Source organism: Streptococcus sp. SN-1 (assembly GCF_041154385.1).
Taxonomy (GTDB): Bacteria; Bacillota; Bacilli; order Lactobacillales; family Streptococcaceae; genus Streptococcus; species Streptococcus mitis_CT.
Genome location: NZ_AP028929.1, coordinates 1,369,277 through 1,385,783 on the forward strand (window position 1 = coordinate 1,369,277; position 16,507 = coordinate 1,385,783).

The 16,507-nt window shown below is 39.6% G+C and carries 18 protein-coding genes, 1 pseudogene and 1 other annotated feature; of the genes and pseudogenes, 3 read left to right on the top strand and 16 right to left on the bottom strand.

Features of this window, described 5'->3' with window-relative positions:
• Position 1: 1 nt before the first annotated feature.
• The 10 genes from yabA to ACAM22_RS06235 all read right to left on the bottom strand — a co-directional run bounded on the left by yabA (position 2) and on the right by ACAM22_RS06235 (position 9,525).
• The gene (yabA, locus tag ACAM22_RS06190) at positions 2–319 is read right to left on the bottom strand and encodes a DNA replication initiation control protein YabA (protein ID WP_000358227.1); all 318 of its coding nucleotides are present in this window, start codon (positions 317–319) and stop codon (positions 2–4) included.
• 39 nt (positions 320–358) lie between these two features.
• Positions 359–1,249: a DNA polymerase III subunit delta' gene (locus ACAM22_RS06195; RefSeq protein WP_261050276.1), complete on the bottom strand. Its 891-nt coding sequence runs from the start codon at positions 1,247–1,249 to the stop codon at positions 359–361.
• Positions 1,246–1,884: a dTMP kinase gene (gene tmk / locus ACAM22_RS06200; RefSeq protein WP_033679933.1), complete on the bottom strand. Its 639-nt coding sequence runs from the start codon at positions 1,882–1,884 to the stop codon at positions 1,246–1,248. The genes ACAM22_RS06195 and tmk overlap by 4 nt, the downstream gene beginning before the upstream one ends.
• Before the next feature lie 228 nt (positions 1,885–2,112).
• Positions 2,113–2,910 carry a pyrroline-5-carboxylate reductase gene (gene proC / locus ACAM22_RS06205; RefSeq protein ID WP_261027793.1) on the bottom strand — a complete coding sequence of 266 codons (798 nt, stop codon included), beginning with the start codon at positions 2,908–2,910 and terminating at the stop codon, positions 2,113–2,115.
• Positions 2,911–2,913: 3 nt separating this feature from the next.
• Entirely contained in the window at positions 2,914–4,176 is a 1,263-nt protein-coding gene (locus tag ACAM22_RS06210; protein ID WP_261050278.1) for a glutamate-5-semialdehyde dehydrogenase, read from the bottom strand.
• Positions 4,177–4,185: 9 nt separating this feature from the next.
• A complete protein-coding gene (gene proB / locus ACAM22_RS06215) occupies positions 4,186–5,295 on the bottom strand; it encodes a glutamate 5-kinase (RefSeq protein WP_261050280.1) in 1,110 nt (369 codons plus the stop codon).
• 100 nt (positions 5,296–5,395) lie between these two features.
• Positions 5,396–7,279: a phosphorylcholine esterase CbpE gene (gene cbpE / locus ACAM22_RS06220; protein WP_369606520.1), complete on the bottom strand. Its 1,884-nt coding sequence runs from the start codon at positions 7,277–7,279 to the stop codon at positions 5,396–5,398.
• A 2-nt stretch (positions 7,280–7,281) separates the two neighbouring features.
• Positions 7,282–8,169 carry an RluA family pseudouridine synthase gene (locus ACAM22_RS06225; protein ID WP_261050289.1) on the bottom strand — a complete coding sequence of 296 codons (888 nt, stop codon included), beginning with the start codon at positions 8,167–8,169 and terminating at the stop codon, positions 7,282–7,284.
• Positions 8,159–8,620: a signal peptidase II gene (lspA, locus tag ACAM22_RS06230; RefSeq protein WP_261050295.1), complete on the bottom strand. Its 462-nt coding sequence runs from the start codon at positions 8,618–8,620 to the stop codon at positions 8,159–8,161. The genes ACAM22_RS06225 and lspA overlap by 11 nt, the downstream gene beginning before the upstream one ends.
• Positions 8,617–9,525: a LysR family transcriptional regulator gene (locus ACAM22_RS06235; protein ID WP_001025694.1), complete on the bottom strand. Its 909-nt coding sequence runs from the start codon at positions 9,523–9,525 to the stop codon at positions 8,617–8,619. The genes lspA and ACAM22_RS06235 overlap by 4 nt, the downstream gene beginning before the upstream one ends.
• Between ACAM22_RS06235 and ACAM22_RS06240 the strand changes: the two are divergent.
• A pseudogene (locus tag ACAM22_RS06240) lies at positions 9,518–9,592 on the top strand (AraC family transcriptional regulator); the annotation flags it as partial. The gene ACAM22_RS06235 and the pseudogene ACAM22_RS06240 overlap by 8 nt on opposite strands.
• Before the next feature lie 874 nt (positions 9,593–10,466).
• Here ACAM22_RS06240 and ACAM22_RS06245 read toward each other — a convergent pair.
• From ACAM22_RS06245 to ACAM22_RS06270, 6 genes are all read right to left on the bottom strand, one after another.
• Complete coding sequence (locus ACAM22_RS06245; protein WP_261050297.1) at positions 10,467–11,186, bottom strand: class I SAM-dependent methyltransferase; 720 nt, start codon at positions 11,184–11,186, stop codon at positions 10,467–10,469.
• The gene (locus tag ACAM22_RS06250; RefSeq protein ID WP_261050299.1) at positions 11,183–11,800 is read right to left on the bottom strand and encodes a hypothetical protein; all 618 of its coding nucleotides are present in this window, start codon (positions 11,798–11,800) and stop codon (positions 11,183–11,185) included. Before ACAM22_RS06250 ends, ACAM22_RS06245 begins: the two co-directional genes overlap by 4 nt.
• Before the next feature lie 502 nt (positions 11,801–12,302).
• The gene (rpmA, locus tag ACAM22_RS06255; RefSeq protein WP_000916509.1) at positions 12,303–12,596 is read right to left on the bottom strand and encodes a 50S ribosomal protein L27; all 294 of its coding nucleotides are present in this window, start codon (positions 12,594–12,596) and stop codon (positions 12,303–12,305) included.
• A gap of 16 nt (positions 12,597–12,612) precedes the next feature.
• Entirely contained in the window at positions 12,613–12,957 is a 345-nt protein-coding gene (locus ACAM22_RS06260; protein ID WP_000613699.1) for a ribosomal-processing cysteine protease Prp, read from the bottom strand.
• A gap of 15 nt (positions 12,958–12,972) precedes the next feature.
• Entirely contained in the window at positions 12,973–13,287 is a 315-nt protein-coding gene (gene rplU, locus ACAM22_RS06265) for a 50S ribosomal protein L21 (RefSeq protein ID WP_261050300.1), read from the bottom strand.
• A 36-nt stretch (positions 13,288–13,323) separates the two neighbouring features.
• Positions 13,324–13,411: a sequence feature (ribosomal protein L21 leader region), on the bottom strand.
• Between the two features lie 58 nt (positions 13,412–13,469).
• Positions 13,470–14,174, bottom strand: coding sequence for a YoaK family protein (locus ACAM22_RS06270; protein WP_261050301.1), 705 nt, complete (start codon positions 14,172–14,174; stop codon positions 13,470–13,472).
• Between the two features lie 141 nt (positions 14,175–14,315).
• On the opposite strand from ACAM22_RS06270, the gene ACAM22_RS06275 reads away from it, so the two are divergent.
• Positions 14,316–15,299 carry a Gfo/Idh/MocA family oxidoreductase gene (locus ACAM22_RS06275; protein WP_265471415.1) on the top strand — a complete coding sequence of 328 codons (984 nt, stop codon included), beginning with the start codon at positions 14,316–14,318 and terminating at the stop codon, positions 15,297–15,299.
• Entirely contained in the window at positions 15,289–16,371 is a 1,083-nt protein-coding gene (locus ACAM22_RS06280; RefSeq protein WP_261050303.1) for a DEAD/DEAH box helicase, read from the top strand. The genes ACAM22_RS06275 and ACAM22_RS06280 overlap by 11 nt, the downstream gene beginning before the upstream one ends.
• Positions 16,372–16,507: the final 136 nt, after the last annotated feature.

Sequence of the window (16,507 nt, forward strand, 5' to 3'; positions counted from 1 at the left end):
CTTACTCCCTGTATAACAACTCGTCACAGAACATACATTCCTCGTCCTGCTCTCGACGTTGTCCATAAAAATCATTACATACGTGAAAACCATCTTTATAAATTCGACGGACACTTTCACGAACATGCTTAGCCTTGACGGGAGCGTCTGCTTCCACCTCACCCAAGCGTTCTCGCAACTTACTATTTTCCAAACGAAGAGCTGTATTTTCCTCTACCAGGCTCTTTAGATTTTTCTTGATAGCTTCCACATCGGCCAAGGTTACCAATAACTGTTGGGAAAAATCATCCAGCGCGTCAAATAATTCTTTTTTGTCCATAAAACAGCCCTTTCCTTTCTTTATCGTTCATTTTTGAGTTCATATTTCTTTCAAGACCAGATATTCCATGGCATTTTGAAAGCTGACATTAGCTTGCCACATTTTTCTAGCTTCTAGCAAATCTTGTAGAATCACTCTTACTCTTGCTTGTAGGATATCTTGCCCACAGAGGACTTCAAGAATCCGTAAAACCTGATCTTGTTTTTCCTTGTCATCTACTAAGTTCGCTAATTTAGCAACCTGTAGGTAACTTTCTTTTTTCTTAGCCACTAACCAAGTCAGCAGGCGTTCACTTTCATCGACCAAGGTCCAAAAACTTGCCTGATTGGCCAACTTTTCTGCTTCAGCTCGCGATTGACTAAACTGGGCTAAAAGAGTCGCTTTTTTCTTAACCAGTCCCATTTGTTCTAAGAGCAAGATGAGCTTTTCTTCTTGCTTTGTAAAGTGGAAAATCTGAGTCCGACTTCGAATTGTCGGTAACATCTTTTCCTCATCGCTAGTCAAGAAGAAAATGTAAACCTCACTCTGGGGTTCTTCGATGACCTTGAGCAGAGAATTGGCTGCGTTAGGATGCATTTTCTCAGCTTGCTCGATAATAAAGACCTGTTGCTGGCTTTCAATCCCTGCTTGAGAAAACTGTCCCACCAATTCCCGAATGCGTTCTGTCTTAATAACCTGATTGACTGGCTTAATCAAGGTGACATCGGGAAACTCTCCCTGTTCAATCAGCTTGCAGTTTCGGCATTTCTCACATGGTAAAACACCTACTTTATCTGTACAAAAGAGGCTCTTAGCTAAAAATTGCGCCATTTCCAAGCTTCCAAAGAAACCTGAAAAGAGATAGGCATGATTGAGCTGGTCTTGTTCTAAGATACGGACAAAACTGTCAAACTGGGCTGGTTGCCAAGCCTTTAGTTGATCTTGTTTCATTTGACCAAGCCCATTCTGTCAAACAAGACAGCCTTGGTTGTTTCCACAACTTGCTCCAATGGAAGACTCGCATCAATCTTGACAATGCGATTTCCTTCTTTGTCCAGAAGAGAAAGGTAACCTTGACGGACTTTTTTATGCAAGTCCAACCCTTCCAAGTCCAAACGATTGACCTCGCGGTCACTATTAGCAGCAATGCGAGCCAGTCCTTCTTCCACCTCGATGTCAAAATAGAGTGTCAAATCGGGTTTAAGGCCATCTGTCGCAAACCGATTGAGCCAATCAATGGCGTCAATATCCAAGCCACGACCAAATCCCTGATAGGCAACGGAACTATCGATGAAGCGGTCCATAATGACCAACTTGCCAGCTTCAAGTGCTGGAAGAACTTTTTCCACCAAGTGCTGTCTACGACTGGCGATATAGAGAAGGAGCTCTGTTTTAGGATCCATCTGAGTATGACTTGGGTCCAAAATCACTTGACGAATCTTCTCCCCAATCAAGACTCCACCTGGCTCACGGGTCGTCAGCACCTCTACTCCTTTTTCCTCTAAAATTGGTAGCAGAGCCTCTAAAACACTTGTCTTGCCTGCTCCCTCTGGTCCCTCAAGAGAGACTAAAAATCCTTTTGACATGTCTAACTCATTTCTTTTTTACTACTTCTATTCTATCAAAAAAATGGGGGTTTGTGACAATCTTTTTGTCTTCTCATTTCATACTCAATGAAAATCAAAGAGCAAACTAGGAAGCTAGCCGCAGGTTGCTCAAAACACTGTTTTGAGGTTGTAGATGGAAGCTGACGTGGTTTGAAGAGATTTTCCAAGAGTATCAACCACCATAAAAGAGGCAGTCAAAGCCACCTCTTATTTACCTAATTCTTGTGTTCGTTTGTAGGCTTGACCAACTGCATCCATGACTGTTCCTCGAAAAGCATGCGCTTCTAGGCTCGCTACACCGGCGATAGTCGAACCTCCTGGGCTACAAACTTGGTCTTTCAAGACCCCAGGATGCTCTTGGCTTTCTAGGACCAATTTCCCAGCTCCTACCACAGTTTGAGCCGCCATTTTCAATGCCGTTTCTCGTGGCAATCCCGTCTGAACACCTGCATCTGCCAAGGCCTCAATAAAGAGATAGACAAAAGCCGGTCCACAGCCTGCAAGACCTGTCGCTGCGTCGATTAAGCCTTCTCCTAGTTCAACCAAGAGACCAGCCTTGGTTAAAAGCTGACAAAAGAGCTCACTGTCCTTAGCCCTGCAATTAGGAGACAAGGCATAGCTAATCACTCCTTGACCGATAGAAGCAGGAGTATTTGGCATCATACGAATAATTCGGTGTTGACTTGGGATAAGACTTGCTATTTTTTCTAAAGTCAATCCAGCTGCCATGGAAATCAAAAGAAGACTTTCTCTTTTTTCAAGGATAGACTGGTATTGAGCAAGCAATTCAGAAAACTGGGCTGGCTTTACTCCTAGAAAAATCACATCTGCTTCTGCAAAAATTTCTTCATTGCTGGAAGCCTGACCACCAAAGTTGGCGATGAAAGCATCCACCTTGGCTTGGCTACGATTGGCAAGAAGAAGGTCATCGCCCGTCTTGGCCTTCAAAACAGCCTTAGCCAAGCTAGCTCCCATATTCCCCAAACCGATAAATCCAATCTTCATCTCTTACTCCCTTATCTGCCCATCACCAGCAACCACATACTTGTAACTGGTCAACTCTTTCAAGCCCATTGGACCACGCGCGTGCAATTTCTGAGTTGAAATCCCCATTTCACAACCCAGACCAAATTGGCCACCATCGGTGAAACGAGTTGAGGCATTGACATAAACCGCTGCAGAGTCCACTTGATCTGTAAAGTAAGCTGCAGCTTCAGCATTTTCCGTCACAATGGCATCCGAATGATGGGTACTGTGAGCCTCAATATGGGCAACAGCTTCTTCTAAACTGCTCACAACCTTAACAGCTAATACATAGTCTAAAAACTCGGTGTCGAAGTCTTGTGCTTCAGCTGCTTGGCCTGAAACAAACTGACTTGCTTTCTCATCTAAGCGGAATTGAATTGGTTCCAGACCAGATTCTTTTCGATCTGCAACCAGCACTTGCTCCAAGCGAGGAAGGAAGCTTGCTGCCTTGTCTTCATGAACCAGCAGAACCTCCATGGCATTGCAGACAGAAGGACGACTTGTTTTGGCATTGTTGATGATAGACAGACCCTTGTCCTCATCTGCGTCCTTATCGACATAAACATGGACAATCCCAGTCCCTGTCTCAATGACTGGTACAATAGCATTTTCAACCACTGCATTGATCAAACCAGCCCCTCCACGAGGAATAAGAAGGTCTAGATAGCCCTTGGCCTTCATCATGGCATAGCTACTTTCACGGCTGGTATCTTCCACCAGTTGAATCACATCTGGGTGAATAGTAGTCGTCTCCAAACCCTTCTTCAAAGCTGTGACAATGGCATGGGCTGTTTGATAGGCATCCTTCCCACTACGAAGAACAACTGCATTTCCACTCTTGAGAGCCAGAGCAGCCGCATCAGACGTCACATTTGGACGACTTTCATAGATTATACCGATAACGCCCATAGCCACACGTTTTTTGGTGATCACTAAGCCATTTTCAAGATGATTGGTTTCTAAAACTTCACCGATTGGATCTGGTAAAGCAACCACTTCACGAATCCCAGTTGCCATCGCTTCTATACGTCCTGCATCCAAATAAAGACGATCCAGCATCACATCTGAGATTTTCCCCTTAGCCGCTTCCATATCGAGGGCATTGGCCGCTAAAATCTCCTCAGTAGCTGCTAATAAATGATCAGCCATGGCTAGCAAGGCTTGATTTTTCACCTCTTCACTAGCTGTGTTGATCGATTTTTTAACAGCCTGTACCTGTTCAAATTGTTCTTGTGTACTTACCATAGTTTACCTCTAAAATTCTGTAAAGAGTAGTTGGATTTCAGGAGTAATGGAAATCCAGTCGTCACGATGAATCAAGACACCCTTGGCTTTTTGAGAACGCAACATATCCTCCAAAGCAGATGCTCCAAATTGCACGCGTCCTTTTCCAAGTGATTTTCCACTTTCCTTGTCACATACTGTCACAATATCACCGTAAGAAAAGGCTCCTTCTGCATCAACAACACCAGATAAAAGGAGACTCTTTCCATGTAGAGAGAGAGCTTCTGCAGCCCCTTTATCAACCCAAATAGAACCTTGACTCTGAGCATAGAAGGCCAGCCATTGTTTCTGGGTACGAAGTCCCTTCTCTTGCGCAACAAAGTAGGAACCATCCTTGGTCTTCTCCGCTGCTTCAATCATGGCATCCGTCTTCAAAGATGAGCAGATATAAACAGGAACTCCTGATTCCGTCGCAATGGTAGCAGCTTTGATTTTTGTGAGCATGCCCCCAGTTCCATTTGAAGAACCGGCACCACCGGCCATATCAATAATCTCACGATTGATAGTCTCGATTCGCTCCAAGCGTTTGGCTCTTGGATCTGAATTAGGATTTCCAGTATAAAGACCGTCTACGTCTGTCAAGAGGACCAAAAGGTCTGCTTGGACCATGGCTGCTACCTGAGCACTTAGAGTATCATTGTCCCCAACCTTGAGCTCATCAATAACGACACTGTCATTCTCATTGATGATAGGAATTGCCCCACGGCTAAGTAGAACTGACAAAGCCTGATGGGCATTTTTATAACGGCGCTTATCCACAAAATCATCCTGGGTCAGCAAGATTTGTGCAGAAACGATTTGGCGCAAGAGAAGATTGGTCGTGTATTCTTCCAACAAAAGCCCTTGCCCTACCGCTGCTGAAGCCTGTTTATCAGCAATCTTAGTCGGACGCTTTTTAAATCCTAAGGCTCCAAAACCAGCAGCAATGGCACCTGACGACACCAAAATCAATTCATGACCAGCCTCGTGCAGCATAGCCAACTGCTGGGTAATAGCCTTTACCTTACTACGTGATAAACTTCCATCCTCATTTGTCAGAGAAGAAGTCCCCACCTTAAAGACAATCCGTTTGTATTTCATAGTCTCACTCCGATTCTTCATATTTATCCATTATAACATGAATGGCAGGAAATAGAAAAGAGTTGATAGGAAAAAGAAGGCCCTAAAACCTTCTTTTTTACTACTGTTCTGATTCTGATTTGTTTGCACGCGTTTCAGAGCTTTGTGAAGTTACTGAAGTCAAATCTTGACTAGTTGAAGAACCAGTAACACTTTCATGTTGGCTCGTTTCTTTATTTACAAGATCTTTTTTCACTACTTCTTTGGCTTCTTTTATTTCTGAATTACTTGTAGCTCTAGTTAAAGTAGATTTCTCGACCGGAACATCCACTAACCAGGCACCACTTGAATCAACAGTATAGCCTTCTGGTGTCTTACCGCTCACAAGTAATTGACCATTTTCTTTCAAGAAGTACCATTTATCCTTGTCTTTAATCCAACCAACAGCTCGTGAACCATCTTCCTTGTAGAAATACCAAGCATTTGCCTTTTTAAGCCAACCTTGCTTCATAGCTCCTGAATCTTCTAGATAATAATGGTTACCAGCAACTTCTATCTCACCTGTCTTCATGATACCAGCAGAATCCATATAGTACCAGGTTTCTTTATCTTTTACCCAGCCCGTTTTCATTTCTCCTGATTGAGCAAAGTAATACCATTGACCCTTATATTGAAGCCAACCTGTCTTCATAGAGCCATCGTTTGATAAATAATAGTTCTGACTTCCAGTATTTACCCAACCAATTTCCATCTGATTTTCTTTGTTGAAATAATACCAGATTCCATCAATTTTCTTCCAATTTTTAGCAGAAGCACCAGAGTCTGTCAAATAGAACCAACGATTGTTCCATTTTTTCCATTGATTCTGTAACAAGATACCCGTTTGGTTAAAGTAATACCATTCACCTTCGATTTCATTCCAACCGACAGCATACTCTCCTGTAGAATCAGGCGCTTGATACCACCAATTCCCATATGCACTCTTATGCCAACCAGCTTGAAAACTTGGGATATGCTTGTAGGATGTTGAAATATTGACAAACCCATCTTTTCGAATATCAAAAACTGTCGCATCATAGTCTTTGCTGGCTGCATTAATTCTCTCAATTCCTCGTTCTTTGAGCCAATTGACATACTCACTATCAACACCATTTTTCCAAGGTAGACTATCTGAAGTTTGAACAATCAAACTCGGACTCAAATTTTTAATGAAATCCTTGGTGTTTGATTTATTAGTATCATAGTGATGATTAAACTTCATCAAATCAACTTTTCCAATGAGAGGACCATACTTGTCTTCTGCTCCATGAACATTGTCTAAGTCGCCCCCAAGGTAAATTTTCTTTCCATTGACTTTCACTACACTAATCAAGGAATTGGAATTATCATCCCAAATTTTCTTTAATTCACCTGATGAATCAGTTTCATTTTCATAATTATAGAGTTGAATATCCATGTCCCCAAACTGAAAATGAGCATCTCCTTGTGTGATGTTTTGAATCACTGAAACACCTTTTTCTGCGGCAGTCTGTAAAACCTTATCATAACCGTACAGATTATCCCATAAACGTTCAGAATTAGTAATACGATTATCACTATATTTTTTAAGATAGACTCGGTCAACTGGATAGGTAGACAGTAATTCATCAACATTTCCAATATGATCACTGTGGGTATGGGTCACTAAAATAAAATCAAGTTTTTGGACACCCAATTCCTTCAAACGACGAAAGACACGGTCTGTCAGAACATGCTTATAAGACGTTTCAATTCCTTCTCTCCATGGATAACGAGAATCACTTCCATCAGGGAAATCATAATCTTCTCCTGTATCCACCATAGCAAAATGTCCATTACTTTCAAGAATGATCGCATCACTTCCACCTTCTTGAACATTTATAAAGTGGATTTTATTTCCTGAACTTTCTTGAGCTTGAACATTCCCGTGCCATGACAAACCTAAAAAAGCGCCTGCAAGTACTAAACTAGTTAATTTCTTTTTCATTCTTACTTTCTCAATCTCTCCAATGTTTCCTTAAAAATCTCTGGGATATCTGCTGTAAATTCCATGGTCTCACCTGTTCTAGGATGAGTAAATCCTAGCGTCTTGGCATGGAGAAACTGTCCATGCCCCTTAAGTGTCTTACGTGGACCATAAACTTCATCCCCAGCGACTGGATGGCCAATATAAGCCATATGGACACGAATCTGATGAGTGCGACCTGTCTCCAGCTGCAACTCCACTAAGCTGTAATCACCAAAGCGTTCCAAGACGTGAAAACGGGTCACTGCAGGCTTACCTTTGGCAGTCACAGCCTGTTTCTTACGATCTTTTTCACTGCGGCCAATCGGTGCTTCAATCACACCGCGATCATTGGGCAGATTTCCATGAACAATCGCCCAATATTTGCGGAGAGACTTTTTATCCTTGAGTTCTTGAGCAAGTGCTAGATGCGCCTCATCATTTTTAGCAATCATAAGAAGACCTGACGTATCCTTATCAATACGGTGAACAATTCCCGGACGCAAAACCCCATTGATACCAGATAAGTCCTTAATATGATACATAAGGGCATTTACTAGGGTTCCACTAGTATGACCAGCACTCGGATGCACAACCATCCCCTGAGGCTTGTTAACGACGGCCACATCCTCATCTTGGTAGATGATTTCTAGCGGAAGATTCTCAGCTACATACTCTAAGATCTCTGGCTCTGGCACATGGTAGGTGACGACATCGCCCTCTTGGACAGTGTATTTAGCTTTCTTGACTTGGCCATTCACCAAGACCTGTCCTGATTTGATTTGTTCATTCGCGAGACTGCGTGATAATTCTGTCAAATCCGACAAAGCCTTATCCAAACGCAGGCCACCAGTTTCAATTTTAATTTCCATTTATTTCCTCTTTTAGCATTGCAACCAACAAAATAATCACTCCAACCGTCAAATAGCTATCTGCCACATTGAAAATTGCAAAATTGATAAAGTCAAGGTGGAACATATCCACAACAAAACCCTGACTGATCCTGTCAATAAAGTTTCCAAGACCACCCGCGATTATCAGAGTCAAACCCAAGACCATCCAGAATGAGTCCTCCATATGTTTATGTAAATACCAAACGGCACCTACCACGACAACCAGAGTAATGACAGCGAATAACAACTGCTGATCTTGTAAGATAGAAAAGGCTGCCCCTCGATTTTGCAGGTAGGTCAAGCTAACGAAATTGGGAATCCAAGAGCGCACTTCACCCAGTGGAATCTGCTGGACGATATAGGATTTGACCAACTGATCCAGCCCAATCAAAAGCAGTACAATGACTGCCACTATTCCTCTTTTTTTCATGATTTCCTCTTCTGATTAAAATATTCTTGCATGACTTCTACAAAGAGGGTCCCAGCTTGACTGAGCTCCACTTCCTCACGTTTAACATAAACCATGCGATTATCCAAATTATCCTTGAGACGAATAACTGTGATACCATTGACACTATCACTATCTAAAAATCCAGATCCTGTTGCATAGGCGTCCGTCCGCTCCAAAATACCATTCAAAGTAGCACGGTCTGTCACATTAAACATCTGTGAACTAGCACTGGTATCGACAAAGTTCTCTGAATAATAAAGGTACTCGTCTTTTTCTTGAGTGAAACGAACCGTTGGTAGATCAGCTAAATCCTCCATGACCAATTCCTCTTTCTGGGCTAAAGGATGCCCTTCACGAAGATAAATGTGGGTATGAAAGGGAATCAACTCAATGACCTCCAGGCCTAGCTTTTCAACCCGCTGCATGATCCCCTTTTTATTTTGATTGTTGAGGTAGATAATCCCAATCTCACTGTGCCCCTGAGCTACTTCATCAAGTATTTGAACTGTAGTAGACTCAAAAATACGGAAATTTTTATAATCAGGATAGCGCTCTGAAAAGGCCGTAATGGTTGGTGGCAAGAAGTCATAGTGCTGACTAGCAATGGAAAATTCATCTTTCTCTTCTTCAGGATTAGCATACTGATTTTGAAAAATATCAAATCCTTTAACCAATTCTTGCGCTTTTTCATAGAATTCCATACCACGACGAGTCAAGAAAGTCCCTGAGCTGGTCCGACGGAAAATCTTAAAGCCCAACTCTTTTTCCAAATCACGAACAGAAATGGACAGACTCGGCTGACTAACATACATCTTTTCAGCAGCTTCACGGAAAGTACCGCTATTGGCAATAGCCACAACATAGCGTAATTGTTGAATGTTCATCTTCTACCCCCAACTTCTTTATCTTTTCATTATACCATATTTTAGAAGTTTTCCAAAAAGGAAAAAAGTAGCAGTAGAAATCCAACACAAACTACGCTAGAATAATTATGATTTACACCGGAGTCTGGACAACAACTAGATTCCAACTAAAATTACATAGTAATTTCAGTCTTCAATACTATCAAGCTTAAAGAAATACTGTGTAGTTCTTGAAAATGGACGTTTTAGATACTAGATTCTTTAATCAATTTCAACCAATGTCATCTCCTTTTTTCAAATAATTATTCCTATTCCTAACTGGATCAAGTTCATCTTTGCTTTAAATAAAGATAGATTTACTCCCTATTGAATCACCGTATCATAAACTTAGGAGATTTTCTCATTCAAAGTCGTTCTATGTTTCTCAATATCTCTCTTACTCATATTTTCTTTAGTCAGCCTACTTTCGCGCATCAGTAATGTGAAATATATAAAGGACTTTTTATAAGACGATTGACTTATTAACTGGAACGGAGTTGATTAATTATTTTATAGATAATATATGTATCCTGTCTCAGACATTTTATTGGAATTACTTTTTAGTTCATTTTGACGATTTTAGACCCAGAGAATACTTAACGTCCATAAGCGAAAAGTAAGCTCTTCATGAGTGTAATTGAATGAAAGTACAGGCTAGCAGTGTAAGGTCTCTCCCCATTAACACTTGACCAGGGATACTGTTCACAAATAGACTAATTATTCTCGATTCGTGAGTTATTGGAATATCGTAAGCCAGATTTACTTCCAAACTTAACTGAGTTGTGTTATAATTTCTATATAATGCCTAAATTTTTAAGTATTTTATTCTCATTTTAATTACAAACCATGACACAAGAAAATGAGCATCTCCAACTATGGAAATGCTCATTTTTTAATATATAGAAGTACTTTTTTGCCTAGCATCATTTCTTTTTACAATTTATTATTAAGAATCTTGGATAGTTTGATTTTTCATCATTTGGAATTTCTAAAATACTGTCGATTTCAAAATTAAATCGCTTTAACAACTTAGTATACATACTAAGTGGTCGATGAATATGTGTTGTTTTATACGAAGTAGTTTGGTTTGTTATTTTAAACTCACTTTCAATAATAAGTTCTTGTGAATAATTATACCAACTCTCATTTTCATATTTCCAATATTTAGGCCAAAAATAAGGGTGAGTTATAGAAAATATAAAATTCCCCCCCTTTGTAAGTAAATTACTGATTGCTTTGATACATTCATTAATATTTACTACATCCATTAAAACCATATTAGCTACAGCAATTTCATATTTGCCTTTACTAAAATCCTCAATCGAACAATTGTAAAAATTTAAATCGTTTTTAGTGTACTTATTTTTTGCTAATTCAATATTTTTTTTACTTAAATCTATACCAACTGTTTCTTTTACAGATAACGAAAGATAATTTGTTAAGTATCCTGAACCACATCCTAAATCAATTAACTTTTTTTGAGATGCGTTTTCAATCAACTCTATTTGTTTAGAAATATTTGGGAGTAAAATCTGATGAAAACTCGTATCCTTTTTACTTTCAATTTGTTTTTGTCTTAAGAGTGCAATTTTATCCCATTCGTTTGCTACATCCTTATTGAATTTTTGTTGTAATACTTTCATTTTTTACTAACTTTCTTTAATAAAGTGCATAAATCCTCAGCAAGAGAATATTCAATTGCACCACTTTTGTCAAATTCTTTAATTTTTCGAACTTCTCCTTCTTGATATCCAATGGCTAATCTTGGGTTAGATCTGCCATAATGAATAAAAGTAAACCGAGTTTCTGGAGTATAATCTATATCACTATAATCATAAATTTCCGCTCCATATTTTTTTAATTCACAGGCACATTCTGAATGCTTTTTCAAAATTATACTTAATTCATGTTTTTGGGCCTTATCTAGCAAAATTTTATACGTATCATCATGGAGGCTTACCCAAGATAAATCACGACTAATAATTACAGTATGACCGTCATTATTAACCCAATTTCTCATATATTTCTTTATTTCATTATCGCTATGAAATATATTTTTTGTATGAGTATTATATATTTTTATCATTCTTAATAATGTAAGTATAAAATATCCAATTATAAATATCCAAACAATATTTTTTAGAAACAAGGGGATATCAGAATTAATCGCAAATACAGTAATAATGGCATCTGCAATCAATGAGAATATTTTTTCATAAAAATTCCAATCTTTAATATGTTTTAAGTTCTTAAACACTTTGACTACCTCGATTTATTTTTGATTATAATAATAATTTAATTATATCTGAAATATTCGTTTTTTACAACTACAACATTGAAAATACGAAAATTAACTACTCCTACTTTTTAATATTTCCAAAATACCTCACCATAAGTATCCAATAACGCGGTATACTCGAAAATCTTTAGACTATTAAACTTAATAATAGTTTCTATACCGGAGATTTCTTATTTTCACCTTTCTTGTACGGTTTCAAACAATGGTAAAATAAGCCTATAAAACCTTTTTGTTTAAGATATTACCCTCTGGACGATATTCTAGAAGATAGAATAGATATTCCCAACAAAGTTATAATAATAATAGCTATTACTTTAGCTCCTTAATAACTTTGAGAAAAAATCAGTTTTTTCAAAAAAACAGGCTCTCCGAAAAACTCGGAAAGCCTTATTTAATGCTACTTCTAGCTTCCTCGCCTTTACATTTCAAGGCTCGGGATAAAAAGGTTCACTGAACCTTTTTATTTAGCGATTGGGTAAACAGAAACTTGTTTTTTATCGCGTCCTTTACGTTCAAAGCGTACTACGCCTTCAACTTTAGCGAACAAAGTATCGTCTCCACCACGTCCAACGTTTACACCTGGATAGATGTGTGTACCACGTTGACGGTAAAGGATTGATCCACCTGTTACAGTTTGTCCGTCAGCTGCTTTAGCTCCAAGACGTTTCGCTTGTGAATCACGTCCGTTTGATGTAGAACCTCCACCTTTTTTGTGGGCGAAAAGTTGCAAGTTGTTAAGAGTCATTTTTAACATAATGTTTTCCTCCGTGTTAGTTTTCTGTGATAACTCTGGTTTGGACGAACTCAGAAGAGTTCTCCGATAAGTTTGCCATACCTAAGAAAAATGATTCAAAGAATAACTGGGTCATTTCTCTCTGGTGTGAAGGAAGATCTTTTGGAATTTCAACCATCAGATAGCCACCTTCATCTTCGTTTAATTCTAGGATTGGTTCATAGCCTGCAAATTTCTCAATTGAATTGATAAAGTTAATGGCAAGCGTAGAAACCGATGCACACACGACATCTAAGCCGTATTCGCCACTCTCGGCGTGTCCAGTAATTTCCGCACTCCTCAGCTCGCCATCTTCGGCTCTCTCAAAGACTGCTTGTATCATGTGTTCTCCTTAAAATTAAGCGTTGATTGCGTTGATGACAACTTTTGTATATGGTTGACGGTGACCTTGTTTACGGTGGCTACCTTTTTTAGGTTTGTACTTGTAAGTAACAACTTTCTTTTGTTTTCCTTGTTTTTCAACAGTTCCAACTACAGTAGCTCCAGCAACAAGTGGAGTTCCGACAACAGTGTTTTCACCACCAACAAGAACAACTTCGTTAAAAGTAACTTCTTGACCAGCTTCAACGTTCAATTTCTCAACGTAAACTTCTTGACCAACTTCAACTTTAACTTGTTTTCCGCCAGTTTTGATAATTGCGTATGTGCTCATTATGCACCTCCTATGATTTTTATGGGTTTCCCCGATTTTTTTGTGAAGACTCGCCTAGCATCGTGGGACGAACCACTTAAACTTGAATAATCAAGCAACGATGTTCGTGCGGTTGCACAGGAATGTGCATAGTCAACTCTTCAAGTATAGCATATCTCCTATTTTCTTACAAGTAATAACACCTAAAATGAAGCTTTTTCTTTTACTTTTTTCTGCCAAGAGGCAAAAAGCATGCTAATGTAAAAAATGCTCATCATAATAGGAACACCAAGAATGGTCTTTTCATGATAGAAAATCGTCAAATAGGCTGAAAAGACAACGCCAAGGACAAAACTACTAAGCAGGCTTACAAAGATAATCCCTTCACGTAAAAAAGGAGTGTGCTTGGTTCGGAAATAATCTCCAAAAGCCAGCATGGTCCGTTTGATATTCCCTGTCATAAAAGCGTTATTATAGGCAATACCCGACACTTCTCCAAAAGCAGTTGTCACCAGTCCCATACAGAAGGCCAAGGGAGGTACTAGATAAATATTATCTACAGTTTGCGGCACAAAACCAATAATGATTGATAAGATTGCCAAAGGAATCAGTGACAGAATAGGCTTTTTCACAATTCTCAATTTTTCCTTATAAACAGTTAATAAAAAGACCCCCATCATAAAAGCTAGCAAGGTCATTACTTTGGCACTAGCATCTGATACATTGTGTTGAATGAGCCCCACTGATAGAAAGACGACATTTCCAGTTTGTCCAGCCACAAGAGTGTTCCCTCGCACAATAAAAGTATAGGCATCTACATATCCTGCACAAAAAGTCAAAAAAAGCGCTAGCCTCTTAGACTGACGTGATATTTTTCTTATAGGTAATAGCCTCATTTTTCCTCCCATTTCATTTACTCATCTCATTATTGTACCACTTTCTTTGGGAAAGTCCTAGTAGCTTATTTGAAAATTTTTACCCTCTGTTGGATAGTCTCGTCTATCTATGTTATAATGAAAGAAGGATTTAAAATCGGAAAAGGAGTATCTATGCTTAAATTAGGTATCATTGGCACTGGCGCTATCAGCCACCACTTCATAGAGGCAGCCCATGCTAGTGGAAAATACCAGCTGGCCGTAGTCTATTCTAGGAAACTAGAAACTGCGGCAACCTTTGCTTCTCGCTATCAGAATATCCAACTCTTTGATCAAGTAGAGGACTTCTTCAATAGCTCCTTTGATGTGGTCTATATTGCCAGTCCAAACTCCTTGCATTTTGCTCAGGCAAAAACTGCATTATCTGCAGGTAAACACGTCATTCTTGAAAAGCCAGCTGTCACTCAGCCACAAGAATGGCTGGATTTAAGACATACAGCTGAGAAAAATCACTGTTTTATATTCGAAGCAGCTCGCAATTACCATGAAAAAGCTTTCACTATCATCAAAAACTTTTTAGCAGACAAACAAATTTTGGGAGCAGATTTCAACTATGCCAAATATTCTTCCAAGATGCCTGACTTGTTGGCTGGACTGACACCAAATGTCTTTTCAGACCGTTTTGCTGGTGGAGCTCTCATGGATTTGGGGATTTATCCTCTCTACGCTGCCGTTCGCCTCTTTGGAAAAGCTAAGGATGCAACCTATCAGGGGCAACAGCTTGACAATAGCATTGACCTAAATGGTGACGGAATCCTCTTCTACCCTGACTTTCAAGTTCATATCAAGGCTGGGAAAAACATCACTTCCAATCTCCCTTGCGAGATTTATACGACAGATGGTACCTTGACGCTCAACACCATCGAACATGTCAGCTCAGCTATTTTTACCGACCACCAAGGAAATCAAGTCCAACTCCCTATCCAACAGGCTCCTCATACGATGACTGAGGAAGTCGCTGCATTTGCACACATGATTCAGCAACCAGACCAGACACTCTACCAGACTTGGCTGGATGATGCAGGCTCTGTTCATGAGCTACTATATACCATGCGCCAGACTGCTGGCATTAGATTTGAGGCAGAAAATGAAAACTAAACTACCTACTGAATGGCAAGAACTGAGTGACCAACTCGGTTTCCAAGAATTTACCCCCATTCAAACTCAACTATTTGAGCCCCTTCTTGCTGGAGAAAACCTCCTAGGAGTGAGCCCAACAGGAACTGGTAAGACCCTAGCTTACCTCCTACCAAGTCTTCTCAGACTACAAAAGAAAAAAGCCCAACAACTCTTGATTCTAGCGCCTAATACAGAACTGGCTGGACAGATTTTTGATGTATGTAAAACGTGGGCTGAAGCTATCGGCTTGACAGCTCAACTCTTCTTATCAGGTTCGAGTCAGAAACGCCAGATTGAACGCCTAAAAAAAGGACCAGAAATTCTGATTGGAACTCCTGGCCGTATCTTTGAACTAATTAAATTGAAAAAAATCAAGATGATGAATGTGGAAACCATCATCCTGGATGAATTCGACCAATTACTTGATGATTCTCAAATTCATTTTGTTGAGAAAATAACTCACTACGCACCTCGTGACCACCAACTTGTCTATATGAGTGCGACAACCAAGTTTGACCAAGAAAAGATTGTGTCGAATACACGCACTATTAATCTCTCTGATCAAAAACTGGACAACATCCAACACTTCTATATGCAGGTAGATCAACGTCACCGAGTGGATATGCTACGAAAACTAGCTCATGTTGAGGATTTCCGCGGTCTGGTCTTCTTTAACAGCCTATCAGACCTTGGAAGCGCAGAAGAAAAACTACAGTATCGTGATATCCTAGCTGTTTCTCTAGCTAGTGACGTCAATGTTAAATTTAGAAAAGTCATCTTAGAAAAGTTTAAAGACAAGCAACTAACTCTGCTTCTGGCAACAGACCTTCTGGCTCGTGGGATTGATATCGATAGTTTAGAATGTGTCGTAAACTTTGATGTTCCTAGAGACATCGAAACCTACACTCACCGTGCTGGCCGTACAGGTCGCATGGGTAAAGAAGGCTATGTTATCACTCTCATCACTCATCCTGAAGAGCTTAAAAAACTCAAAAAGTTTGCAAGCGTACGTGAAATTGTCTTGAAAAACCAAGAACTCTATATCAAATGAAGCCCCCTTTGCTCTATGCACATCAAGTGTATAGAGCTTTTTTGTAAAACCACATAATATTTGTAGTAAAAAATGAACTGCATCTCCAAAGTCAGACAAAAAATCTAACTTTGAGGATGTAGTTCACTTTTCTATT